Annotated in this window: 19 protein-coding genes; 2 read left to right on the forward strand and 17 right to left on the reverse strand. The window is 66.4% G+C overall.

Going from position 1 to position 23,624, the window contains the following annotated elements; genetic code table 11:
• Window positions 1-58 precede the first annotated feature (58 nt).
• The 5 genes from Pph01_RS39640 to Pph01_RS39660 form a co-directional block, all read right to left on the reverse strand.
• Window positions 59-940 (reverse strand): carbohydrate ABC transporter permease, encoded by an 882-nt coding sequence (locus tag Pph01_RS39640; protein ID WP_204078414.1) that lies wholly within the window; start codon window positions 938-940, stop codon window positions 59-61.
• Complete coding sequence (locus Pph01_RS39645; protein ID WP_204078415.1) at window positions 940-1,881, reverse strand: carbohydrate ABC transporter permease; 942 nt, start codon at window positions 1,879-1,881, stop codon at window positions 940-942. Before Pph01_RS39645 ends, Pph01_RS39640 begins: the two co-directional genes overlap by 1 nt.
• Before the next feature lie 73 nt (window positions 1,882-1,954).
• Window positions 1,955-3,343: an ABC transporter substrate-binding protein gene (locus Pph01_RS39650; protein WP_204078416.1), complete on the reverse strand. Its 1,389-nt coding sequence runs from the start codon at window positions 3,341-3,343 to the stop codon at window positions 1,955-1,957.
• A 209-nt stretch (window positions 3,344-3,552) separates the two neighbouring features.
• Window positions 3,553-5,733 (reverse strand): alpha/beta hydrolase, encoded by a 2,181-nt coding sequence (locus tag Pph01_RS39655; RefSeq protein WP_204078417.1) that lies wholly within the window; start codon window positions 5,731-5,733, stop codon window positions 3,553-3,555.
• Between the two features lie 172 nt (window positions 5,734-5,905).
• The gene (locus Pph01_RS39660) at window positions 5,906-6,928 is read right to left on the reverse strand and encodes a LacI family DNA-binding transcriptional regulator (protein ID WP_204078418.1); all 1,023 of its coding nucleotides are present in this window, start codon (window positions 6,926-6,928) and stop codon (window positions 5,906-5,908) included.
• 828 nt (window positions 6,929-7,756) lie between these two features.
• Here Pph01_RS39660 and Pph01_RS39665 point away from each other — a divergent pair.
• Entirely contained in the window at window positions 7,757-8,440 is a 684-nt protein-coding gene (locus tag Pph01_RS39665) for a sensor histidine kinase (protein WP_204078419.1), read from the forward strand.
• Between the two features lie 304 nt (window positions 8,441-8,744).
• On the opposite strand, the gene Pph01_RS39670 is transcribed toward Pph01_RS39665, so the two are convergent.
• The 12 genes from Pph01_RS39670 to Pph01_RS39725 form a co-directional block, all read right to left on the reverse strand.
• Window positions 8,745-10,538: a sensor histidine kinase gene (locus Pph01_RS39670; RefSeq protein WP_204078420.1), complete on the reverse strand. Its 1,794-nt coding sequence runs from the start codon at window positions 10,536-10,538 to the stop codon at window positions 8,745-8,747.
• A 107-nt stretch (window positions 10,539-10,645) separates the two neighbouring features.
• Window positions 10,646-11,518: a helix-turn-helix transcriptional regulator gene (locus tag Pph01_RS39675; protein ID WP_308441943.1), complete on the reverse strand. Its 873-nt coding sequence runs from the start codon at window positions 11,516-11,518 to the stop codon at window positions 10,646-10,648.
• An 817-nt stretch (window positions 11,519-12,335) separates the two neighbouring features.
• Window positions 12,336-13,010, reverse strand: coding sequence for a DUF4097 family beta strand repeat-containing protein (locus tag Pph01_RS39680; RefSeq protein ID WP_204078422.1), 675 nt, complete (start codon window positions 13,008-13,010; stop codon window positions 12,336-12,338).
• Window positions 13,011-13,506: 496 nt separating this feature from the next.
• Window positions 13,507-13,800: a DUF8825 domain-containing protein gene (locus tag Pph01_RS39685; RefSeq protein ID WP_505867309.1), complete on the reverse strand. Its 294-nt coding sequence runs from the start codon at window positions 13,798-13,800 to the stop codon at window positions 13,507-13,509.
• Window positions 13,801-13,981: 181 nt separating this feature from the next.
• Window positions 13,982-15,217: an iron-containing alcohol dehydrogenase gene (locus tag Pph01_RS39690; protein ID WP_204078424.1), complete on the reverse strand. Its 1,236-nt coding sequence runs from the start codon at window positions 15,215-15,217 to the stop codon at window positions 13,982-13,984.
• Between the two features lie 259 nt (window positions 15,218-15,476).
• Window positions 15,477-16,937, reverse strand: coding sequence for an NAD-dependent succinate-semialdehyde dehydrogenase (locus Pph01_RS39695; RefSeq protein ID WP_204078425.1), 1,461 nt, complete (start codon window positions 16,935-16,937; stop codon window positions 15,477-15,479).
• Between the two features lie 76 nt (window positions 16,938-17,013).
• The gene (locus Pph01_RS39700) at window positions 17,014-17,178 is read right to left on the reverse strand and encodes an FAD-linked oxidase C-terminal domain-containing protein (RefSeq protein ID WP_204078426.1); all 165 of its coding nucleotides are present in this window, start codon (window positions 17,176-17,178) and stop codon (window positions 17,014-17,016) included.
• 35 nt (window positions 17,179-17,213) lie between these two features.
• Window positions 17,214-18,290, reverse strand: a complete 1,077-nt coding sequence (locus tag Pph01_RS39705; RefSeq protein ID WP_204078427.1) for an ABC transporter ATP-binding protein — start codon at window positions 18,288-18,290, stop codon at window positions 17,214-17,216.
• Window positions 18,290-19,357, reverse strand: a complete 1,068-nt coding sequence (locus Pph01_RS39710) for an ABC transporter ATP-binding protein (protein WP_204078428.1) — start codon at window positions 19,355-19,357, stop codon at window positions 18,290-18,292. Before Pph01_RS39710 ends, Pph01_RS39705 begins: the two co-directional genes overlap by 1 nt.
• Entirely contained in the window at window positions 19,357-20,265 is a 909-nt protein-coding gene (locus Pph01_RS39715; RefSeq protein WP_204078429.1) for a carbohydrate ABC transporter permease, read from the reverse strand. The genes Pph01_RS39710 and Pph01_RS39715 overlap by 1 nt, the downstream gene beginning before the upstream one ends.
• Window positions 20,265-21,215 carry a carbohydrate ABC transporter permease gene (locus Pph01_RS39720; RefSeq protein ID WP_203947199.1) on the reverse strand — a complete coding sequence of 317 codons (951 nt, stop codon included), beginning with the start codon at window positions 21,213-21,215 and terminating at the stop codon, window positions 20,265-20,267. Before Pph01_RS39720 ends, Pph01_RS39715 begins: the two co-directional genes overlap by 1 nt.
• The gene (locus tag Pph01_RS39725; RefSeq protein ID WP_204078430.1) at window positions 21,212-22,573 is read right to left on the reverse strand and encodes an extracellular solute-binding protein; all 1,362 of its coding nucleotides are present in this window, start codon (window positions 22,571-22,573) and stop codon (window positions 21,212-21,214) included. The genes Pph01_RS39720 and Pph01_RS39725 overlap by 4 nt, the downstream gene beginning before the upstream one ends.
• Window positions 22,574-23,000: 427 nt before the next feature.
• Here Pph01_RS39725 and Pph01_RS39730 point away from each other — a divergent pair.
• Window positions 23,001-23,624, forward strand: a 624-nt coding sequence (locus Pph01_RS39730; protein WP_204078431.1) for a GntR family transcriptional regulator, incomplete at its 3' end; no start/stop codon positions are given.

Raw genomic sequence — 23,624 nt, forward strand, 5'->3', positions numbered from 1 at the left:
AGTGTCGGGTCATCGTCGGCGTGCGGGGACGTGCTCGATGTACGGCCGTACCCGCGTCCTATCTCAGGCCTCCGAGGGACAGTCCACCGCGCCAGTGTCGCTGGAGGGTGAAGAAGGCGATGACGAGCGGGATCACCGACACGAGCGCGCCCAGGATGATGAGGCTCCAAAGAGAGGTGCTGCCCGAGTTGTTCGCCGAGGCGATTCCCTGCCAGAGGCCGAGCCCGACGGTGACGGGGAAAAGGCGGTTGTCGGAGAGCATGGCGAGCGGCAGGAAGTAGTTGTTCCAGGACGCCACGGCGGACAGGAGCAGCACCGTGACCACCGCCGGCCGCATCAGCGGGAGGGCGACCCGGACGAATGTCCGCAGTTCGCCCGCACCGTCGGCCCGCGCCGCGTCCAGGATCTCGTCGGGAACCGCGTCGCGCGCGTACACGTGCATCAGATAGACGCCGAACGGGTTGAGCAGCGACGGAAGGATCACCGCCCAGATCGTGTTCGTCAGGCCGAGCCCGGAGAACATCATGAAGGTGGGGATCACCAGGGCGGTCGCGGGCACCATCAACGCACCCAGCAGGACCGAGAAGCTGAAGCGCCTGCCGGCGAACCGGTATTTGGCGAATCCGTAGCCGGCCATGACGGCCAGGATCGTGGCGCCGATCCCGCCCGCGAACGCGTACAGCGTGGAGTTGAGGATCCACCTGCCGTAGATGCCGCCGTCGTAGGTGAACAGCCGCTCGAGGTTGCCGAAGTAGTCGACCTGGTCGGCGAACCACAGGGTGTTGCTGCCGCTGAACAGGCCGGGGGCGTCCTTGGAACTGTTGACGAAGACCCACCAGAACGGAATCAGGAAGTACACGACCAGGAAGCCGAGGAGCACCTGCAGGGGGAGGTGGCGTTGCGGCCTTTGGCGTCCGGCGGTGCGGGAGCGGGCGGTCATTAGAAGAAGCTCCTCCGCTTGCGGGTGAAGAACAGGAAGGCGTAGACGCAGACGAACACGATCCCGCCGAGGGCGAAGGAGATCGCCGATCCGTAGTTGAAGTTCGCGAGCCCGAACGCCTGCTGGTACGCGTACATGTTGGGAGTGAATCCCGGTGCGATCGTGCCGGCCGCGAGGTATCGCAGAATCTGTGGTTCGTTGAAGAACTGCAGGGTGCCGATGAGCGAGAAGACCAGGATCAGGAGCAGCGCGGGGGCGATCAGCGGGATTTTGATCCGAAGCGCGATCTGCCATTTCCCGGCGCCGTCCATACGGGCGGCCTCGTAGAGCGTCGGGTCGATGCCCTGGAGCGCCGCGTACAGAATGATCATGTAGTAACCGGCCCATTGCCAGGTGACGACGTTGATCAGGCCATAGAAGATCAGATTCTTGCTGAAGAAGTCGGGCGCGGTGGCGCCGAACAGTCCGAAGATGTCGGTGAGCGGCCCGAAGCTCTTGCTGTACAGGAATCCCCACATGACCGCCCCGATGACCGTGGGAATGGCATAAGGGAGGAAGATCATGAGGCGGGAGAACCGGGTGAACAGCGAGGTCACGGCGTCCACGATGAGGGCCATCGCGAGCGCGATGACGATCTGCACCGGGATGGCGACCACGGAGAAGCGGACGACGAACCACACCCCGGAAAGGAAGGTCGGGTCGGTGAACGCCTTCACGTAGTTGCCGAGGAAGACGAAGCTGGTGCCGCCGATCAGCTTCTTCTGCCAGAGGCTGAGATACAGCGCGTACGCGAGCGGCGCGATGAGAAACGCCAGGAAGACGAGCCCGAACGGCCCGACGAAGACCCACCCCATCAGGTGCTCACGCAGTCGCACCTTGCCGCGGGACTTGGGTGTTTTCTCTTGAGTGCTCGTTGCACTCTCCTCGATCAGGAGGGTCATTGTGGGCTCCGGGAAGGTCGATGCCGGGGGTAACGGATGGGTGGGCCGGAGACGTCCGGCCCACCCGCGTTTGTCACTGGACGGTGAAGCCTTGCTCCTTGGCGTAGTTCGCCACGTCCTCCTGGACCCGGTCGGCGGCCTGCGCGCCGGTGATGGAGCCGTCGATGACCGCACCGATCTGCTTCGTCATGGAATCGAAGTAGTACTGGCCGAACGGGCTGTAGGTCATGCCCGTGTAGGCATTCGCCGCGGGGACGTAGACCTCCTTGTTCGCCTGCTGGCCGTCGAAGAACGCCACCTTCAGGTCCACGAATGCGGGATCGTTGAGCGCCTTCAGGTTCAGCGGGAAGATGATCTGGTTGGTCCAGCCGTCGGTGAGCGACTCATCGTCGGCGTAGAGGCCGTACGCCACCTTCGCCGCGAGCGCGGGGTTCTTCGCCTGGCTCGTCACCGAGAAGGCCGACCCGCCCCAGTTCACCTGCACGGGGTTGCTGGAATCCCACTGCGGAAGCGGCGCCACCGCGAACTTGCCGGTGTCCTTGCCCTTGCCGACGCCGGCGCCGGTGAGGTATCCGGGCGCCCAGGCCGCCGAGATGTACGTCGCGTACTTACCGTTGACCACACCGGCGATGTACTCCGGCGTGAACTGGTCCTGCGTCCCGACCAGGCCATTCTTGGCGAGGCGCCCCCAGTAGTCGAGCACGTCCTTGGAGGCCTGGTCGTTCAGCTTGATGCCGATCGACTCCGGCCGCGCCGGATCGTAGGTGTACGGATTGGCGCCCTTCTGGATCTGCAGCGCCATCATGACGGCCGGCACGTTCGCGCCCAGGTCGCCGAACTGCGGGCCCCCCGCGTCCTTCACCTTCTGCGCCGCCTGCTCGTACTCTGCCCACGTCTTCGGTGGCGTGATCTTGTACTTCTCGAAGACGTCCTTCCGGTAGATCATCGCCATCGGGCCGCCGTCGACCGGCGCGCCGTAGACCGCGCCACCGATCGAGACGTCCTTCCACGCGCCCGGGCCGTAGTTGTCCTTGACGGCGTCATAGCCGTACTGCTTGATGTCGACGAGGGCCTTCTGGATCTGGAAGGTCGGGATCCGGTCCGCCTCGATCATGATCACGTCGGGGGCTCCGGTCCCCGCCGAGATGGCCGTCTGGAACTTGTCGTACTCGTCACCGCCCTGGCCGACGTTGGTCCAGCAGACCTGCACCTCGTTGTTCTGCTTGTTGAAGTTGTCGACGACGAGCTGCATGTTGGGGTACCAGCCCCAGAAGGTCACGACCGGCAGGTCCTTCTTGCTGATCGTGTTCGTGCAGTTGCTCGCGTTGTTTCCGCCCGCGTCGTTCGCGGCCGGGGCGCTTCCACCCGCGGCGCTTCCCCCTCCTGCGTCGGGGGCGCAGGCGGCGAGCGCACTCGCGGCAGCGAGCAGGGCCGCCGCGGTTATCAGGCTCTTTCTCTTCATGGACATGATCTCCCTTGGGGGGTCGCAGCGCACAAAGGCCCGTGCGCTACCGCTGAGGCCGAGCGATCGGCCGGGACGGGGCGCGGATGCCACGATCCGCGCCCTTTCCCTCGTGCCGATCTCTGTTGTGAGCGTTCACACGCCCACGTGCTTGGCGAGCATCACCGGGGCCCCCGATGCTCCGATGGTGCCGCCTCGGACAGGCTTACCTAGCGCTTGAACAGACGCGGTGCGAGGTCGATGAGGTTCTTCTGCCACACGTCCCAGCCGTGGGGCCCCTGGGTGACCCCTGCGAACTCGTAGTGGATGCCCAGGTTGTCCATTGTGGGCAGGGACGCCATGACCGACGGATACACGAAGTCGGTCTGGTCGCCGACGTACAGGCGCAGCAGCTTGGTCCCGTTGTTGATGGCCGCCACGTCGACGCCGGTGCTGCTGCCGAACCCGGCCGAGAACGCCGCGACGTACGCGAACTGGCCCGGGTACGCCTTGAGGACCCCGAACGCCTGTCCACCGCCCATCGAGAGGCCGGCGAGGGCCTGCTGCGACGGGTCGCTGGAGATGTTGTAGCGGGCACGCGCCGCCGGAACGATGTTCTCCAGCAGTTCCCTGTTGAAGTTGGACACGTTGCCGTTGCCCATCACGACCACCATCGGCACCAGGTCCCCGTCGAGGAACTCATGGTCGAGGATCTGCTTGGCGCGGCCCATCTCGGCCCAGTCCGTGTAGCTCTGGCCGCTACCGTGCTGGAGGTAGAGGACGGGGTAGCGCTCTGCGCGGTTCGGGTCGTATCCGGGCGGGGTCCACACCAACGCGGTCCGGTCCTGATTCGCCACGGTGCTTCGGTACGTCAGGCTCTCGACCTTTCCGCCCTGGCCGGCGGGAACGTCCGAGAGCAGGCGCGCCCTGTCTCCGGGGATGAAGAAGCCGCTCCAGGTCGGCTCGGAGGTCACCTTCGTCGGGTTCGACGGGTCCTTGATCGAAACCCTGTCCACGATGAACTTGTAGTAGTAGAACCACGGGTCGAGCGGACCGACGGTCACCCGCCACCGGTCGCCGTCACGGGTCATCGGAACACGCAGCCAGCTTCCGCCGGGAGCGTCGTTCGCCCACACCGTCACGTGCTGAGCGTCTTTGAATTCCGTCGTGGTCTCGAAGGTGACGAAGCCGTCCTCGGACACGAACGGCGTCGGCGTGGTGCCGGCCGCCGGTGGGGTGAACTCGCCCTCCAGCTGCCCGTGACCGGCGCTCGGACCGTGATCCGGCACCGTGCGGAACAGCCGCGGCACGAAATCGATCAGGTTCTCCTGCCAGGCGTTCCAGTTCGCCCCGGCGTCGGGGTTGACCCCGTCGAACTCGTACCTGACACGGGCGCGGTCCAGCGCCTTTGTCAGACGGTTGGTCGCGTTGTACGCGGGATCGGTCACGTTCCCCGTGTACAGACGCACCAGCTTGACGTGGCGGTTGATCGCTTCCGCGTTCGCCCGGCCGACGCTCTCACTCAGCAATCCCGAGAACGAGCCGACGTAGGCGAACTGACCCGGGTGGGAGAGAGCGGCACGCAGCGCCTGCGTGCCCCCCTCGGACACACCGCCGATCGCCTGGTCCGCCGAGCCACGGAGGACGCGGAACTTGTCGGCGACCGCCTTACGGAGGTCCTTCAACTCCTTGTCTTCCGGCCCGCTACCGCCGCTGATCACAACCACCATCGGCTTCATCGCACCCTGGGCCGACAAGTTGTCGAAGATCTGCTTGGCACGACCGAGGTCGAGCCAGTCGGTGGCGCTGCCTCCGTCACCGGACTGCAGGAACAGCACCGGGTAGGCCTTGGCGCCCTTGGCCGAGTACGCCGGCGGCGTCCATACCAGAGCCGACCGCTCGTCGCCCTTCGCCCGGTAGGTCAGGGTCTCGACCTTGCCGCCCTGCCCCTGAGGCGCATCCGCCAGCAGGCGCGCCGAGTCGCCCGGAACGAAGAAGGTACTCCAGCGCGGCTTGGACGCCACGCCGGCGCTGTTCGTAGGATCCTTGAGACTCTTGGTGTCATCGCCGGTGACCTGGTAGGAGTACAGCCCCGGCTTGAGCGGGCCGAGGACCCCCGACCAGGCGTCGCCCCGGCGGGTCAGACCGAACTCCGCCCAACTGAAGGATGGGCCGAAGTTCCCCTCGATGACGACCTGCGACACCTGGCCCGCGTTGGCCTGGACGTAGGCCGCGGGGACACTGAACGACACGTAGCCGTCCTCGGAAACATTCAGCCACGGCGTGTCCGCCGCGGCCGGCCGCGGCGCGAGCAACACGGCCGAGATCGCCATGACACCGGCGGCGACCGCCGCCAAGAGCCGGCGCACGCCCTTAGGGCGTAAAGCTCCGTGGAACAGTGACAACGTCATACCGAACTCCTCAATGACCGGCAGCGGATTGGGCCCGACTGGCCGGCCTGACTTATCGGTCGATGTACCGTCGGTTTCTGTTCCCCGCACCTCCGTCCATCACGGGTCTGTTTCGTTCACCTGCTGTCAGGTGGGTCTGGGTGGTGCACGCACCTGCGAGTGCGTGCGTGTGTCACAAGCTCGTATTGGTCCTTGGTGGTGCGGTGGAGCCACGAACCATCAAGCGGGTTGGGAGCACTATTTGGCCGGGCCCTTTCCACTCACCGGTCACCAGCCCCTTCAGCATGCGCGCGGCCTCGTACCCGAGTCGGTACATCGACTGGTCCACCGTGGTCAGCCCCGGCTCGGCCAATACGGCCTCCGGAATGTTGTCGAACCCGACCACGGACAGGTCGCCAGGAACGCTGAGTCCCAGTTCCTTCGCGACCTGCAGAGCCTTCAGGGCCATCCCGTCACTCGCCGCGAAGATCGCCGTCGGGCGGTCCGCCCTATCCAGCAACGCCCACGCCAGCGGGACCGCGGAGTCGGGATTGAAGTCGCCTCTGCCGATCAACGTCGGATCGACCGGAACACCGGCCGCGGCCAGCGCCCTCCGGTATCCCTCCTCGCGCGACCATGCGGCCGCGAGGCTGGAACGGCCCGCGATGAATCCGATGCGCCGATGCCCCAGGCCCAGTAGGTGCTCGACCATTGTGGTGGCACCCGCGAGGTTGTCCGCCGTCACCGACGGCACCGTCGAGTCCCGCACCGGATCGATGACCACGACCGGAGTGTTGCTCCGCACCTCGCCCCAGGGCGTCACCACAATGCACCCGTCCGTGAGGGTGCCGGACAAGCGGGCCAGATGACGCTGCTCCCAGCCCTCCGCGTACGTCCCGTAGAGATCGCTGTTGGCGTAGACGATCAGGTCTAAGCCCGATTGACTCAACGCTTCCATCACGCCTTTGAGCACCTCGGCGGTATAGGAATGGAAGCTGTGGGTCACCAGACCCAGGACATTGGTGCGGCTGCGTCGCAGGCTCGCCGCCCCCAGACTCGACTCGTAGCCGAGCCGCTCGATGGCCGAACGCACCTGCGCGATGGTACGGGCGCTGACCCCGTAACGCCTGTTGACCACCCGCGACACAGTCGCGGTGGAGACGCCCGCCAGGCGCGCCACATCACTCATCGTCACCGGCGCACCGCCGTCGGCCATGCCGCTCTCTCCATATTGCAATCGTTATCGATCACGTTTTCAGCGCTTAACGTAAGCGACATCGTTTGGGAACACAAGACCCTTATCGGCCTCTCAGTACGCCGACCGCACGTCCAAAAAGCACATGCACAGAATGCGCAGCCAGGGGAGGTTTGCTGCCTGCGTCAACGAGCTCGTAGGTGTTTATCGTCCGCCGGCCGTCGGCGCTGGGCGGCCGGTTTTCGGCGGGTGACGCGGACGGCGTCGTGCCGTTCCTCCGCCACCGCCCGGAACCCCCGGCTAAGCCGATCACCCGGCGGAACGTGATGTCGATGACGGCGGCCAGATATGGCAGCCACCTAGAGCCCGCCGACCGGCCGGAGCGTTCGAAACACATCATCTGATGGCGTCGTGTGAGAGCCCGTCGAGTATCCCTTGACCGAGATATACGAGGTGATGACGTGGCAAATTCGATTTTGGCGAGCCCTGTTCGCCGCCGCGATTCTCTTGCCGCTCTGTGGATGCGGCGGCTCCACGCCGCCCGGGCTGACACCCGCGCCCCGCGTACGCCAAACTCGGCATCAACCGCCGCGACGACCTGGCTCTGTTCCTGCCGCTGAATGACAGGCCGTAAGCGTGTTCCTCGGTTAGCCAGTGGAGTACTCCACACGGCTCGATCGGTGGCGCCACCATTGCCTGATCTTGAAGCGTGCATGGCATTCAGCGTGGTGGCTTCGACGGAGCTTTGCCGCGGCAGACGGTGGATGGCCGCTAGCGGTACCGACAACGATCACTCAAGGAGAGAGGGTGGTATACGAAATACGGTACTCGGTATATCAGGAGCGCATCATGAGTACTCTGTCTCGAGCGGCGATCTTGGACCGGCAACAGCAGTTTGTCGCCGACGCCTCCCACGAGCTGCGCACCCCGCTCGCCGGCCTCCGCGCGCAACTGGAGGACGGCAGGCTGCACCCCGAAGACACCGACATGGGCTCCCTCCTGGAAGGTGCCTTACTGGACGTCGACCGGCTGGAGTCGATCATCACCGACCTGCTCCTGCTGGCCCGGGTAGGAGCTTCTGGTGTCACGGAGAAGATGCCTCTGTCGCTGTCCGAACTGGCCCGCTGTGAGGTCTCCCAGCGCACCGACCGGGTGCCGACCCGGATGCGGATCGACACGGGCGTGCTGGTCACTGTCGTGCGATCCCAGATCGTCCGCCTGCTCAAGAACCTCCTCGACAACGCTCAGCGACACAGCAGGAGAGTCGTGGAGGTCAGCGTGCGGCCCGTTGGGGGCTTGGCCGAGCTGGCCGTCGGGGACGATGGAGCCGGCATCCCCGAGTGCGACCGGGAGCGCGTCTTCGAGCGGTTCTCCAGACTGGACACCGCGCGGGACCGCGACCACGGCGGCACCGGGCTAGGCCTGGCGATCGCCCGCACGATCGCCCACGCCCATGAGGGCACCCTGAAAGCCACGGAGTCCCACTTGGGCGGCGCGCTGTTCGTCCTTCGAATCCCCCTCGCGGAATCCTGAGGCACCAGTACTGGCGGACCGCGCGGCTAAGGGCGGCAAAGAGCGCTCGCCACCCCGGCACGGCCAAGGCGCCCGTGTGATCAGCGGGTTGGTCGCCTCTTGGACCGGGTGACCCAGGCGGCCCTGGGGACGGGATCATGGCACAGCCCTGGTCGCTTCGCCGGTACCGATCTCCGGGTAGATATCAGGACGGTCCCGGGTTCTCTCCCTCCGCACACGCCGATGACGGCGCAGCTCGGGACGCTGCCCGAGCCTTCAGCGGAATATGCCGCTGAATGTTGACCGATGTGGGCGGGACCCATGGTCAGCAGGGAATTGTGATGAGCAGTGTCGTCCCGTTTCCCGTCAGGCTGGTGATCTCCATGTCGCCGCCGATCACCGCGACACGGTCCTTGAGGCCGATCAGCCCGGAGCCGTTGCAGGGGTCGGCTCCTCCGATTCCGTCGTCCCGGATGCAGAGCCGCAGGGCCGTGTCGTCAACAGTGAGGTCGATGTCGACCACTGAGGCCTGTGCATGCTTGGCCACGTTGGTCAGTGCTTCCGAAACGATGTAATAGACAGCGGTTTCGACCCGTTCGGGCTGCGATGCGATATCGCTCATCTTCAGCTTGACCGGCACGGAGGAGCGGTGCGCGAGTGTCTTGAGGGCGGGGCAGAGGCCCCCCTTGGACAGCATCCCCGGATGCAGGCCGCGGGAGAGTTCCTGCAGGTCCTCGACGGCACAGGCCAGACCCTCGACCACGTGGGACAGGTGGGACTTGAGATGGGGCGGCGCCATGGCTTCGGCCGCCCGCAGTTCCAGCCCGAGCGTGACAAGACGTTGCTGTGCCCCATCGTGCAGGTCGCGCTCAATACGGCGACGGGATTCATCGGCGGCCGCGATGATGCGGGCACGGGAGGCGGTGAGTTCGGCTCGGCTCTGCGCATTGGCGATCGCGGTCCCGAGGAGTTCGGTGAACTTCATCATGCGCTCCTCGATCGCCTCGGGTTGCGGGTCCTCCGCCCGCGAAAATGCGATCATCACGCCCCACAGCCGGTTCTCGACCATGATCGGGCTGCCGACCACCGAACCGAGCGCCCACTCGCGGGCACGCCTGAGGAACTCGCCGGCGGCGTCGTCGTCGTCCGTACTGCGCCGCGCCGGTTTCCCGGTCTGCCACACCAGCTTCGCCACAGGCATGTCGTGGATCGCCCGACGCGAGCCCAGCGGCACGAACTGGTCCCAGCCGCCATGATCATCCCAGTGGCTGAGCACGGTCAACGTGCCATCGGGCTCAAACCGATTCATGTCGGCGTATCGCGTGCCCATGATGCGGCCCATCTCACGGGTGACCGCGTTGAACACCTCGGCCGGGTCCGCTCCCCCGGCTACCAGCGTCGCAACTCGCCGCAGCGCGGCCTGTTCCTCCGCGACGGCCTCGCGGTCGCATGCCGCGGCCAGCAGGGCCTGCAACGACGGCACGACCTGCCGGCGCAGTCGCAGCAGCGTCGACTCCGGCAGGTCGGCGGGGATCAGAAGGGTGGCGACCTGAGCGGCGCCGTCGCGCAGCGGGAGCGCCGCGTATGGCCCGCCCGCGGCGACGACCTCGGGCTCGATCGCCACGTGGCGCAGTTCCAGGGCCTGGGCCAGGCGCTGTGCGGCTGCCGGCAGCGTGGTTCGCAGGTCCTGGGAGCGCAGCAGCAGGTGGGCGAGGTCGGCGGCGAGGTCCGCCGTGCGGCGCTGTTCTTCGGCCTCCATCGCCCGTGACCGGGCCAGGTCCGCGACGAAGCCGGCCAGCAGCGCGGTGGCGAGGAAGACCAGGGTTGTCACCAATTCCCCATCGCCGGTCAGCGTCCACCCGTAGAAGGGCGGCAGATGGAAGTACTCATAGGCGACTGCGCTGGCCACCGCGGTCGCCAGTCCGGGCCACAGGCCGAACGCTGTCGAGATCAGCAGCACGCCGAGCAGGTAAACGACACCGAGCGAATGTGGAGGGACAAACTGCCGGAACGGGAAGAGTAACAGCGTCACCACGGCAGCGCATGCGGCGCCGGCCAAGACACCGACCGTCAGGGAAGGAGTCTGGCGCAGCAGCAGCGACGGCAGCCTCGCATGCACTGACTTATTGTACTTCTGCGTGCGCGCAGCGACATTTCCTGGTCGCCGGTAAGCGGATGGCCATTGGCCAAGGGCCAACTCACCTGTAAGCACCCAGAGCAGCTCACCTATGCTGCGTCGGCCATGCCGGTGAGCGCCTGCTCCGATGGGGAGCCGAGCTCGGCCTGGGCCACGAAAAGGAGACAGCCGGGAGCATTCTCGATGGGAAATTTCTGGCGCCAGAGATTCAGGTCGCCGAATCTCCTGTGGCGCAAGGGCCACGACCCGCGCATTGTGACTCCCGCATCATGGCGCGCCCACAGTCTGCGGAAGTCCTCGCTGATGTCCGCCAGTTCCTCGATGAGATCGCGCACAGAGGGATCCGGGACCACTACAGTCATGGTCCGCAAATGCGCGACCTTGAAGGCGGCCTCCCCCTCCCAGTTCACAAAGAACTCACGGGATTGCGGATTGAGGAAGGTGAACCGAATCAGGTTGTCGATGTACTCGTATCCTCTCCATAGGGCAGTGGACAGCCGGTTGCGGACAAGGACATCCAAGCGGTGGTTCACCACCAATGCCGGTGCGTGCGTCCAATGTTCCATCAGCCGCACTATGTCCGGGGCGACGGGCCGAAGAATGCGCTCTTGATGGCACGTTCGAGGGCGTGCGAGATCGTGGAGATGCGCGGTGGCGGCCACATCGAGACGGAAGACCCGTGCCAGAGCGTCGATGACCTGCTCCGAGGGGTTGCGCTGTCTACCCTGCTCCAATCGCGTGTAGTAATCACTGCTGACTCCGGCCAACGTCGCCACCTCCTCCCGGCGCAAGCCAGGCGTCCGACGCTGGGAATTCATTCGGGACAGCCCTGCTTCGGCCGGGGTCATGAGTCGTCGTCTCGCCCTGAGGAACTCTCCAAGGGGACTCTTTCTGCACATGTCGTCCTCCTGACGTGCCCACCACGATCGACTTCGTGCGGCCCGACCACAAGCCGAGCTCATACAGCGCTCGGCCGCAGGGAAGGAAGGGACCTTGACTTAACTTCCGGATACTCTCGCCACCACACCTGGAACCGTCGGGAAGATCAGGAGTGACCCGTGATCTCGGCTCACCGACAGAAGGCCCAGCGCGGGCGTCTCCGCCCGCTCCCTGCGGCTATGTCACTTTCCAGGATTTCGCCTGAGCAGGATTCTGTCGTCGGGGCCAGCACGTAATCATGCTGTGAAGGCAGCCACTCCTCACCGCCCCTGCAGACCTGCCCTCCGTCACCCTGCTAGCCGGGAAGACCGGTACTCCGATCAACCACTACGCGGGCTGGATAGACGGCCTTGTGGCTATCGTCTGAACGATGTGAGGGCGAGCGACGAGGAGGACGTCGGGCTGTACGGCGCGCATCAGTATCCGTTCGGCGATGGCGGCGAAGCCGACCAAATCATCGTGCCCCCAGCCCTGTAACTGGTCGGGCAGCGACCGGCCGAGGACGTCGCATAACGATCCTCAGCCATCCACCGGTGTATGCAGCCGTCCACGGCGATAGTCACCCAGCCCGAGGCGATCCGGAGATAGCTGACGTGGCCTCGGTCGTTCTCGTGAGCACAGGGCGTGCCGCGCGAAAGGATGCGGGCGCAGTTGGCGAACTTCACTGCCAGAGTCCTGAACTCTGGCCTCCTGTAGGGGTCCATTGCCGAGGACAATCGAGGATCGGGCGCGCCCCTGATGGGCGGTTTCTCACGTGCCGCCAGCCTGATCTTTCGTGGTCGGTCCGGCGGGCAGCACGTTCTCCCGTACTTGGTCCACCTCCCCCTCGGAGGCTGCGGATCACAGGCTGCGGGCGGTGATGTCACCGTTGGAGGTGGTGGCGTGAATGTCGAGTCCGGCGGTGCCGTTGTTCTTGAGAGCGTTGTGGATGCGGCCATGGCCGGTACCGGCATCCAGCGCGGCCGAAACCCCACCGGCGGCGCCGACCGAGATGTCACCGGACTGGGTCCGGAGCACGACCGTGCCGCCCGCGGCCTCGCCGATCCGGATGTCACCCCTTGCGGTACTGATCGCGGTGCTGATCCCCGCGAGGCCGCCCACCCGGCCGACCTCGACGTCCCCGTCGACCGCCGTGAGCCGGACGCTCGCAGCCTCATCGATCTTGATCTGGCTGTAGGCACCTTCGAAGGCCACATCACCGAGACGGCCCACGGTCCGCAGTTCCGCGCTGCCCGCCCTGGCCTCGACCCGGGACCCGGCCGGCAACTCGACCCTCACCTCGATGCACCCAGAAGGACCGAAGTACTGGTTCTTCACCGGAGTCTCGATCCGCAGAACGCCATCGGCGTATGCGACCGTGGTCTGCTCCGCCGCCTGCACGTCACGGCTCTTCGAGGTGTTCACGGCCACGACCTCGACCGCGGTGTCGGCCCGGTCGGCGGCGATGAACCGGACGCGCCCCGCGGGGATGTCCAGGACGGCGGAGATCGGGGCCGGGGTGTCGAACTTCTGCATCATCTGCTCCTTGTGCTCGCGTGGCCCAGTCCGCGACCCCGAGGCCGCAATCGCTGAACCCTTCATGACGCCAACCATCCCCGACCGCTCTGATACCGACCTGCCACCGTCCTGACGCCACCGCTGACATACGGCGGGAAGTGGGCTCGACGGGGAAGGTGAACAGCTGGTTGTGGAGCTTGTCTCCGCGAATCGTGGACCCATCGAGGTAAGCACCTACCGTCATAAGGCTGAGGTGCAACCCAGCGGCCAGTGAATCCGCGTAGACCAGAAGCTTCCCGGGTGCCTCTCCCGGCTGCAGGTCGTACCCGTCGGCTGCTATCGATACTTCATCTCGATCCTTCCCTTAACCCGACCAAGGTGCGCCACCAGTTTCGGCGGCTCATCGATCGCCGACCTGTTGCAGGAGCCAGATCGGGCTAGGTAGGGACTATCAGCTCGCCGTTCGAACAGCGGCCCATCGCCGAAAGACGGGCGTCTTCATGCCCCTATCGAACTATGGGACAAGTTCTTCGGCCCCGGCACAAGGCTCAGGAGGAGTCGAGTCAGGCGGCGCGGCCTTCCGAAGTTCGACGCTGGCGTCATACCGGTTGTCGACCTCGTCCGTGTCCCACCACTTGTGGCGATGCATCCTCAGCACGGCGTCCATCTGGGCGGCCAACTCCTGCTCGAGATCCCCCGGGACCACCGCCTCCTGGTTGGCGATGTCGATCGAGGAAGGCATGCGGGTGTCGTCGACGATCTGCTTGATGCGAGCCTCCGCGGAGAGGAAGTCACGCTGCGAAAAGATGACGTTATGTCACCGCGTGGAGCGAGGCGGGGTTGTGGCTGTTGTGGCCGTGGCCGGCCTGGTGGGCGCGCAGCCGTGCACCAGGCCTGGGAATGGGCGGTTCCCATTAAGGCGTAGCCGACAATTCCGATACCCAGGGTGGGGCAGAGAACTCGTCGTCATGTGAAAGAAAGGCCCGTCACTATCTCTGCTCCGGAGCCAGGACGTGTCGGGTCCGGTCCCCGATCCAGGCCGCTTCGAGGATCGCGGTCAGGCTGGCGGTGTCGGTCGGGCCTGGATGGTTCTGGATCAAGCGGGTGACGCCACTGGCCATCTCCGCGAAGCGCGGGAGGTCGGCGCGTGCCACGCCGATGTCCGCCAAGGTGGTAGGGATGCCGATGTCGGCGAGGAGCCCGTCGAGCCAGGTGAGGAACGTATCTGCGGCCTCGGCTTCCGAGGCGTCGGTCACGTCGAGCCCGCACACCCGGGCGAGGATGGTCAACCGGTCGCCGATGGCATCCCTGGCCGCGTCCAGCGCGTAGGGCAGCAGCAGCCCGACACCCAGGCCGTGCGGTGTGTGGGTGGCTGCGCCGATGGGGTACTGGAGGGCGTGCGGAGCCGCGTTGCCTGCGTGGGAAAATGCGAGCCCGGCCAGCATGGACCCATAGGACATGTCCGCGCGCGCGTCCTTGTCGCCTCCGTCCCTGACGACACGGGGCAAGCTGCGGGCGATCCGCTCCGCGGCCAGGAGCGCGTAGTGATCGGTGATCGGGTTGCGGCCGAGGAAGACCTGCTCCACCGGGTCGCGCGGTCCGTGGGCCCGGGGTCGCGCGGTGTAGCTCTCCACCGCGTGACAAAACGCGTCGATGCCGGAGTGGGCAGTGACGGTCGCAGGGCAGGTGTAGGTGAGCTCGGGGTCGACGATGGCGAAGTCGGGCACGATGTGGACGCTGGAGACCCCCACCTTCAGTTCGCGGTCCGGGTCGGTCAACACCGAGACGGGCGTGAGCTCGGAGCCGGTGCCTGACGTCGTCGGGACCGCGACGAGAGGAATCGTCGGCCCCGGCACCTTCGACTCGCCGTAGAAGTCGCGCGGCGTCCCACCGTGGCGCCGGATGACGCCGACGATTTTGGCGAGGTCGATCACCGTGCCACCTCCGATGGCGAGGATTACGTCGGCGTCCACCTCTGCGGCGACCGAGACGGCCAGGGCGACATCGGCGAGTGGCACGTCCGGAGTCGCGTCGGCGAACACCCCGACGACTTGGACCTTCTCCCGCACGGCGGCCACGATCTCGGCCACGCCCGGCTGCCCCAGAAGAACTCGGTCGGTCACGATGAGGACTCGCGAGCCACACTCGGCCACCACTCGTGGGATGTTCTGCGCGACCCCTTCGCCCACTATCAGCTGGCGTGGTCCGCGGACGGTCTCAAGCATGTCAGTGCCTCTCTGGAACGTCGGCGGTGATTTGCTGGGCGGACGTCCAGGTCACCTGCGAGACCGGGACGGCGTCGGCAAGGTTGGCTGCCGGGTGGCGCGTCTGTGGCGCGCATACCGGCGGAGTCGACGGCGTCCCCGGGTGCCAGCGGATTCGTGCCGACCATGGCCCGGGTCCCGCCCCACGGGTGGAGGCCGGTCAGGTCATGTGTGCACAGGGCGCGGTGATCCTCGGCGGGCACCCGGAGCAGCAGGCCGGTCACGGTAGGTCGATCGCCGCGTAGGTGACGTCGAGGTACTCAAGGATGCCCTCGTGCGACCCCTCCTTGCCGATCCCGGACTGCTTTACGCCTCCGAACGGAGCTGACGGGTCCGAGATCAGACCACGGTTGATGCCGACCATCCCCGTCTCTAGCCCCTCGGTGAACCGGAGCGCCCGCTGGAGGTCACGGGTGAAGACGTATCCGACCAGGCCGTGCTCGGTGTCGTTGGCCTTCGCCATTACCTCGTCGTCGGACGTGAACGAGATGATCGGCGCCACCGGGCCGAAGATTTCCGCCTCCAGCATCCGCGCGTCTTCGGGCACGTCGACGAGGACCGTAGGCGGGTAGAAGTGGCCCGGCCCATCCGGACGCTCGCCGCCCACCAAGACACGGGCGCCGCGATTGACCGCGTCGGCGACGAGCTCGTCGATCTTGGTGACCGAGGCCTCGTCGATCAACGCCCCGACGTCCACGCCGTCGTCGAGACCATGGCCCACCGAGAGCGCGCCCATCCGCTTGGCGAAGCGCGCCGTGAACTCCTCGCGCACCGGCTCCTCGACGTAGATTCGGTTGGCCGCGATGCAGGACTCCCCGATGTTGCGCATCTTGGCCACCATGGCACCGTCGAGCGCGACGTCCAGGTCCGCGTCGGCACACACGATCAAGGCCGCGTTGCCGCCCAGTTCCATGGAGGTGCGCAGCACGTTGTCCGCCGCCTGGCGTAGCAGCACGCGCCCGACCTCGGTCGACCCGGTGAACGAAAGCTTGCGGGTCCGACGGTCGGCTAGCAGTGCTGAGACCACCTCGCCGGCACGCTCGGTTGTCACGACGTTGACGACGCCCGGGGGAACGCCGACCTCCTCCATGATGCGGGCCAGGAACAGCATGGTGAGTGGCGTTTGGGCTGCCGGCTTGGTGATCGTCGTGCAGCCCGCCGCCAGCGCAGGAGCGATCTTGCGGGCACCCATGGCCAATGGAAAGTTCCAGGGCGTCACGAAGACGCACGGTCCGACCGGCTTCGGCACGGTGAGGATGCGATATCCACCAGCGGGAGCGGTGTTGTAGCGCCCCTCGACGCGCACCGCCTCCTCGGCGAACCAACGGAAGAACTCGGCGCCGTAGGCCACCTCTCCCCGAGCCTCGGCGAGCGGCTTGCCCATCTCGAGCGTTATCAGCCGGGCGACCTCCTCGGATCGCTCGGTCAGTGCCCGGTACGTCGCGGTCAACAACTCTGACCGTTTTCGCGGCGGGGTCGCCGCCCACTCCGCCATTGCCTTGCTCGCCGCGTCCAGAGCGGCGAGCCCGTCAACGACGTCGGCGTCCGCCACCTCGGCGATGGTCTTGCCGGTGGCCGGGTCCTCGACGACAAAGGTGGCTCCGCTGGCGGCGTCGCGCCAGGCGTCGCCAATCCGGAGCCGCCGGTGCTCGGGGGCCAGGACGTTCATCGGGTCACTCATCGCGTCGCCTCCTGTGATGTTCTTGGTGATGTCCAGCGTGACCTCAGCGATCGCGCCACGCGCGTTGACGAACGGGTCACACGGCCTCGTCGGCGTCGAGGTTGCCGAGCGGGTCGAACGTGGCCTTGGCCCTGGCTGCAGGGTGACGCCCCGCGCCACCGATCGCCTTCTCGGGCCATGGCTGCTTCAGCGTCGTCAGGCCGTGCTCACCGGTGACGGTCCGCCGAGGCTCGATTGCCACGTGCGGGCGCATGTTGACGTCGCCACCCTGCGCGGTTACCTCCCGGCCTCGGACAGCGCCAGCCCGGTGCCCGCATCGAACAGGTGCGCACGGTCCAGGTCGACCGTGACATGCAGCCGCTCGCCCGGCGTACCGGTGACGGTGGGTCGTGCCTTGACCTTGAGGATCTCCGTCCCCACTCGGACGTCGACCACCGTTCGGTCACCGAGCGGCTCAAGCCCGTAGAGCTCACCCGACAACGACGCGTCCCCACGCTGCTCGACGGACAGGTCCTCCGCGCGCAGGCCCAGCAGCAGCGGACGACCGTCCTCGGCCGTGGTCCAGCGGGGCCGCGGCAGCGTCCAGCCTTCCGCCCCGACCAGACGATCTCCCTCGGCGTGGCAGGCGAGCAGGCTGATCGGCGGGCTCCCGACGAAGCCTGCGACCCACTGGTTGGCTGGACGCTCGTACACCTCGGTCGGCGTTCCGACCTGTTGCACCTTCCCCTCCTTGAGGACCGCGACCTGGTCGGCCATGGACAGGGCCTCGACCTGGTCGTTGGTCACGTAGACGAAGGTTCCCCCGAGGCTCCGGTGGATGCGGGTGAGCTCGGTGCGCATCTCGACGCGAAGCTTGAGGTCGAGGTTCGTCAGCGGCTCGTCCATGAGAAACGCGCGCGGGCGACGGACCAGCGCCCGGGCCAGGGCGACACGCTGCATCTCACCGCCCGACAACTGCGCGGGACGACGCTGCAGCAGACGTTCGATGTGCAGCAGGCTCGACATCTGCTCGACGGCAGCGGCGACCTCGCTCGAAGAACAGCGGCGTGCCCGCAGCGGCGAAGCGATGTTTTCGTACGCCGTGTGTCGCGGGTAGAGGGCGTAGCTCTGGAAGACCATGGCCAGGTCGCGTGCGGCCGGGGCGTCACCGGTCGCGTCCCTCCCGTCCAGATGCACCGACCCGGCGTCAAGCTTCTCAAGGCCGGCGATCGCTCGCAGGGTCGTCGTCTTGCCTGCCCCGGAGGGTCCGAGCACGACGAAGAACGAGCCGTCCGGCACGTCCAGGGTCACCCCGTCCAGGGCCTGGACTTTACCGAAGGACTTGCACAGCCCGTGCACTGCCACGGTTCCCATCAGGCCACCAGCTCTTCCGTGCTCACGTCGTAGACCGCCGGGGTCCCGCCGGTGTGCCGCAGCCCGACCGGTGCGTCAGCGGCGAAACGGACAGTCGGTGGCATCCGAACCCGTACGTCGCGCTGGCCGCCGTGGTCAACCACGTAGATGATTTCGTCGCCCAGCCACTCCGCCGAGACCACGCGGGCCGGGACCGAACGTTCCGCCCCTGGTTCTGTGACTTCCAGCGCCTCCGGCCGGACGCCTGCGACCAGGCAACGGTCGCGCGGCAGGCCTGGCGGTGGCGTGAGTACCAGTCCGCCCTTACTGCGCAGCTTCCCGTCGGCCACCTCCACCTCAATCAGGTTCATCGGCGGGGAGCCGATGAATGCGGCGCAGAAAAGACTCGCCGGACGGTCGTAGACTTCCAGCGGCGTGCCGATCTGCTCGACGCGGCCCTTGTTGAGGATGGCGATTCTGTGACCGAGCGACATCGCCTCGACCTGGTCGTGGGTGACGTAGACCATCGTCGTCCCCAGCTCCCCCTGCAGGTGCTTGATCTCCGTGCGCATGTCCGCCCTCAGCTCCGCGTCCAGATTGGTGAGAGGTTCGTCCATGAGGAATGCGCGCGGTCGTCGCACCAGGGCGCGAGCAAGCGCGACGCGCTGCTGCTCCCCGCCGGACAGCCGGCGCGGTCGCCGGTCCAGGAGCGGACCGAGCCGCATCAGCCGGGCTGCCTCGTCGACCCGCTCGCGCACCTCCGCCTTGGGCAGTCCCTCGGCCCGCAGTGGGAACGCCAGGTTGTCGCGGGTTCTCAGATGCGGGTAGAGAGCGTAGAACTGGAACACCATGGCGATGTCGCGCTCGGCGGGCGGCAGGTCGTTGACCAGCGTGTCGCCGATGCGGATGTCGCCTGTCGTCTGCCTCTCCAGGCCGGCTATGGCCCGCAGCGTGGTCGTCTTGCCGCAACCCGAAGGGCCGAGCATCACGAACAGCTCGCCGTCGCCGATGGACAGGTCCACGTGATCAACTGCGACCGTCCCGTCCGGGTAGCGCTTGTGCAGGGCGGTCACCTCGATGCCCGCCATCAGCGTCGCACCGCCCCGAGCGTCACACCGGCGATGAGGTGCTTGCGCACCAGGTAGGCGAAGGCGAGCACCGGTAGGGCGAAAACCACGGAGGCGGCGGCCACGAGACCCCAGTCCACAGTCGTTCCACCGATGAGGCCGGCGATGGCGGGTGGGGCCGTCCGCACGTCGTCGCTGGAGGTAAGGAAGATGGCGAACACGAACTCGTTCCACGAGAAGATGAGTGCGAAGACCGCCGTCGCGGCGATGCCGGGCACGAGCAGGGGAAGGGTAAATCGCCAGAACGCCTGCAAGCGGGTGTAGCCGTCGAGCATGGCGGCATCCTCGTACTCTGCGGGCACCTCGTCGACGAACCCCTTCATCATCCAGATCGTGAACGGGACGTTGAACGCGGTGTAGATGAGGATCAGGCCGAGCTTGGTGTCGATGAGTCCGACTTGGCGGTACATGAGGAAGATCGGGATCACGACCACCACGGGCGGCATGAAGCGGGTGGACAGGATGAAGAACAGTTGGTCCTTCTTGGCCTTCACGGCGAAGCGTGAGTAGGCCCAGGCCGCCGGGACTCCCAGCACGGTGGCCAGCACCGTGGAGACCCCGGCGACCACGACGGAGTTGAGGAACGAGACGGACAAGGCCGAGCGACCGCCGGAGGCGATGAACACGTCCTTGAAATGGTCCAGAGTGACCGTGAAGTCGAAGAACTTGGCCGGGATGGCGTAGACGTCCCGGTTCTCCTTGATGGACGTCTCGATCATCCACAGCACCGGAAAGAGCATCACGACGGCCAGCACGGTCAGCAGCGCGATCTCCAGCACGGAGCGACCCCGGCCGCCGAAGCGGCGCGCGGGGGGCGTGTGATCCCGGACAGGACCTGTGGGCACGGCCTCGTCGACGGAGACGGCCATCAGTCCTCCTTGAGCTTGTTCAAGTAGCGCAGGTAGAGCTGCGTAAGGACGATGACGACGAGGACCATGAGGATCCCGTACGCCGAGGCGGTTCCGGTGTTGAAGCCCAGGAACGCCACCTTGTAGACGTGGAACGACAACGTCTCGGTGGAGACCCCCGGACCTCCGCTGGTGAGGATGTAGACGAGGTCGAACAGCCGGAAGGCCTCGATGGCCCTGAACAACACGGCAATGAGGAGCAGCGGCCACACCAGCGGAAGAGTGATGGTGCGGAACCGGAACCACTCGGACGCCCGGTCGATCGAGGCGGCCTCGTACAAGTACTTGGGGACCGCGGTAAGGCCCGCAAGTGCGATGAGCATGATGAACGGCGTCCATTGCCAGGTGTCGACCACGATCAGGGAAATCAGTGCCGTTCGCTGCCGGGTGAGCCACTCCACCTGCCCCAGGCCGAGCGAGCCGAGCATGCTGTTGATCACGCCGAATTGCGCGTCGAGCATGAATTTCCAGAACAGCCCGACCACGACCTGCGACAGCATCATCGGAACCAGGAACAGAGTGGTCAGCAGTCCTCGCCCGTGCGTGCGCCGTGAGATCAGGTAGGCGATGGCGAAACCGAGCACGGTCTGCAGGGCGACCGCGCCGACCACGTAGATCAACGTCGTCAAGGCCCTCAGGTGGACCTGCGCCGAAGTCAGGATGGCGGTGTAGTTCTCGAACCAGACGAAATGGGCCGGCCCCCCGCGAGTGGCCGAGTAGTCGGTGAAAGACAGGTACAACGCCCACAGCAACGGGAACACCGACATTGCGAGCAACAGCAGCAGCGCGGGGGAGATGAAGGCCACGGCGAGCCCGCGGTCGCTCAACCGGCGGGACCGACCCGGTGCAGGCGGCGTCGCGGACGCCACCTGCCCGGGGTGGTCGGTCGTCAGAGGGACGGGGTTACTCACAGTCCGCCGCCGCCCTTGCGGCTGCCGGAGTCGAGTACGCCCTGCTGCTCCTTGGCGATGTCGTTGAGCGCATCCTTCGGCGTCTTCGCGCCGTTGAGGGCCGCGTTCACGTTGGTGTTCTCAATGTCGACGAGGCGCGCGTACTCGGGCACGTTCCACATGTCCCGCATCCGCGAAACCGAGTCGGCGTACACCTGGTTGAACGGCCCGGCATTGAGGAACTCGGGCGACTCCAGGGCGTCCGTACGCGATGGCACGCCACCAGCCGCGGCCCACTTCTTCTGGATGTCAGCCTGCTCGAACCACTTCATGAAGTTCAGGGCCTCCGCCTGGTTCGCCGCAGGGGAGTAGGCCGACACGTGCATCCCCATGCCGCCGAGAGGCACCAGGTTCGTCTTCTGGCTCGGCAGGGTGGCGAAACCCAGCTTGTCGAGAATCTCCTCCCGCGTGGTGCCGAGCGTCGACTGCTTCGGGTCAAGCAGGCCGCCGCTCGCGGCGATCCAGTTGAACGCGATGCATGCCTTGCCCTGGGCGACCGCCGCGTTCACCTCGTCGATGAACCAGTTGCCGGAGCCCGCGGCGGTCAGCGGCTTCATCTTGTTGACCAGGACGTCCATCGCCTCCTGGCCCGCAGCGTCGTTGATGACGCCGTCGATCTTGCGCGTCTTGGAGTCCCAGAGGTTGCCGCCGTAGACGGCGTTGACCGTGTTGTAGGTTACGGCCGCGGCGTCCGAACCGTTGGCCTGGTGGAAAGCCAGCCCGCTGACGCCAGGGTTGTCCGCCTGGCACTTCTGGGCGACTGAGATCATCTCGTCCCACGTCTGCGGTGGCTTGTCGCCGATCAGGTCCTTGCGGTAGATCATCGTCCAGGTGTCGCCGAGCAGCGGCAGTCCGTACAGGCTGGCGTTTTCGTCGCGCTTCCCGGTCTCCGCCTGGGGGTACTGGCCGTAGGCCGCCAGGAGGTACGGGTTGTAGGCCTTGACGTCGATGTTCTTCTTGACGAAGTCGGTGATGTCGAGGATGTTGCCGTTCGTCACGGCCTCGCCGATGTGCTGCGAGTCCAGGATCGGGATGTCGAAGTCGGTCTTGTGCGCTGCGAACTGGGTGAACATCGCGTCGTGCCAGTTCGCGTTCGGCACGGTGTTGACCTTGATGGTCACGTTCGACCGCACCTTGGTGTACTCCGCGTTCGCGAAGGCTTCCAGCGCGTGGGCGGGGGGCCAGTCGAACCAGATGAAGCTGAGGGTCAGCGGGTCCTTGGTGAGCTCCGGGATGGTCGCCGGTGCCTTGGGGGCGCTCGTCGCGCCGTCGTCCTGGCCGCAAGCCGCCATGGTCGTGGCCACCAACATGGCCGCCATCGCCAGTCGTCCTATTCGCCTTGGATACCGCATCTTCTTGCCTGCTTTCTGGGTGGGGACCTCTGGAGCCTTGCTGCGTGCTTCGCCGAGCAGTTGCTGGGGGGTTGTTCAGGCGTGTTGCCGGCTGTCGCAGGGGCTGACCCGCAGACCGGCGTCACGAGTACGCCGTGACGTAATGGGGCTTCAAGCAGTCGAGAAGTCCTTCGGTCCATGTGCCCCCGGTGGCGAACCGAGCAGGACGTCGAGCATGCTCATGGGAGCTCCAACTGATCGAAGCGGAGCGATGGCGGGCGGTTCCGCGATGGGTGAAGGATGGGTGGCATCCGTCACCTTTCCTATACGATCCGAATGTGGGCGTCAACATCCCGCAGTATTGCGACCGATGTCAACAGGTTCCCGAAGACGCAAGAAAGGACCTCACGTCACGATGGACGACGAAGCGATGATCGCGCGGCGCCGATCTCGCGGCCGGCTTGCCGACGAGGTGTACGACACTCTGCTCGGACAGTTGATGTCGCTACGGATCGAGCCTGGCTCCCGCGTCACGATCGACGTCCTGGCGCGAGAGCTGGGCGTCTCGCAGACGCCGATCCGAGACGCTCTGAACCGCATGGAGGCCGAGGGCCTGGTCGTGCGTGTGCCCCATGCCGGCTACCGCATTCCCCCCCAAATCACCCGTCACCGATTCGAGGACATGCTCGAGCTCCGCCTGCTCCTCGAGCCGGCGGCGGCGCGCAGATCCGCCGAACGCGCAAGCTCGGAGCAGGTGGCCGGTCTGCGACGAATGCTGGAGGAGATGGCGGAGCTGGAGGGGGGCACCGGGCCCGTTGCCTATGGCGCCTTCGGGCTACGCGACGCCGCTTTTCACGATCTCGTCGCCCTGAGCGCGGAGAACGAGGTCATCCGCGAAGCGCTCGCTCGCCTGCACACGCACGTGCACCTGTTCCGGCTTGCCCACGACACCCAGGTCACTCACTTGGCCATGGCCGAGCACGAAGACGTTCTGGCCGCGATCGCCGCGCGTGACCCCGACGCCGCCGCCTATGCCATG

It is taken from the genome of Planotetraspora phitsanulokensis, assembly GCF_016863295.1.
Lineage (GTDB): Bacteria > Actinomycetota > Actinomycetes > Streptosporangiales > Streptosporangiaceae > Planotetraspora > Planotetraspora phitsanulokensis.

What these genes read in the sequence shown, in the direction of transcription:
- Pph01_RS39675 (WP_308441943.1), bottom strand. Translation starts at nt 11,518, where the DNA reads ATGAGCTCGGCTTGTGGTCGGGCCGCACGAAGTCGATCGTGGTGGGCA.
- Pph01_RS39695 (WP_204078425.1), bottom strand. Translation starts at nt 16,937, where the DNA reads ATGAGTGACCCGATGAACGTCCTGGCCCCCGAGCACCGGCGGCTCCGG.
- Pph01_RS39715 (WP_204078429.1), bottom strand. Translation starts at nt 20,265, where the DNA reads ATGGCCGTCTCCGTCGACGAGGCCGTGCCCACAGGTCCTGTCCGGGAT.
- Pph01_RS39725 (WP_204078430.1), bottom strand. Translation starts at nt 22,573, where the DNA reads ATGGCGGCCATGTTGGTGGCCACGACCATGGCGGCTTGCGGCCAGGAC.
- Pph01_RS39650 (WP_204078416.1), bottom strand. Translation starts at nt 3,343, where the DNA reads ATGAAGAGAAAGAGCCTGATAACCGCGGCGGCCCTGCTCGCTGCCGCG.
- Pph01_RS39710 (WP_204078428.1), bottom strand. Translation starts at nt 19,357, where the DNA reads ATGGCGGGCATCGAGGTGACCGCCCTGCACAAGCGCTACCCGGACGGG.
- Pph01_RS39640 (WP_204078414.1), bottom strand. Translation starts at nt 940, where the DNA reads ATGACCGCCCGCTCCCGCACCGCCGGACGCCAAAGGCCGCAACGCCAC.
- Pph01_RS39665 (WP_204078419.1), top strand. Translation starts at nt 7,757, where the DNA reads ATGAGTACTCTGTCTCGAGCGGCGATCTTGGACCGGCAACAGCAGTTT.
- Pph01_RS39680 (WP_204078422.1), bottom strand. Translation starts at nt 13,010, where the DNA reads ATGCAGAAGTTCGACACCCCGGCCCCGATCTCCGCCGTCCTGGACATC.
- Pph01_RS39655 (WP_204078417.1), bottom strand. Translation starts at nt 5,733, where the DNA reads ATGACGTTGTCACTGTTCCACGGAGCTTTACGCCCTAAGGGCGTGCGC.
- Pph01_RS39660 (WP_204078418.1), bottom strand. Translation starts at nt 6,928, where the DNA reads ATGGCCGACGGCGGTGCGCCGGTGACGATGAGTGATGTGGCGCGCCTG.
- Pph01_RS39645 (WP_204078415.1), bottom strand. Translation starts at nt 1,881, where the DNA reads ATGACCCTCCTGATCGAGGAGAGTGCAACGAGCACTCAAGAGAAAACA.
- Pph01_RS39705 (WP_204078427.1), bottom strand. Translation starts at nt 18,290, where the DNA reads ATGGGAACCGTGGCAGTGCACGGGCTGTGCAAGTCCTTCGGTAAAGTC.
- Pph01_RS39690 (WP_204078424.1), bottom strand. Translation starts at nt 15,217, where the DNA reads ATGCTTGAGACCGTCCGCGGACCACGCCAGCTGATAGTGGGCGAAGGG.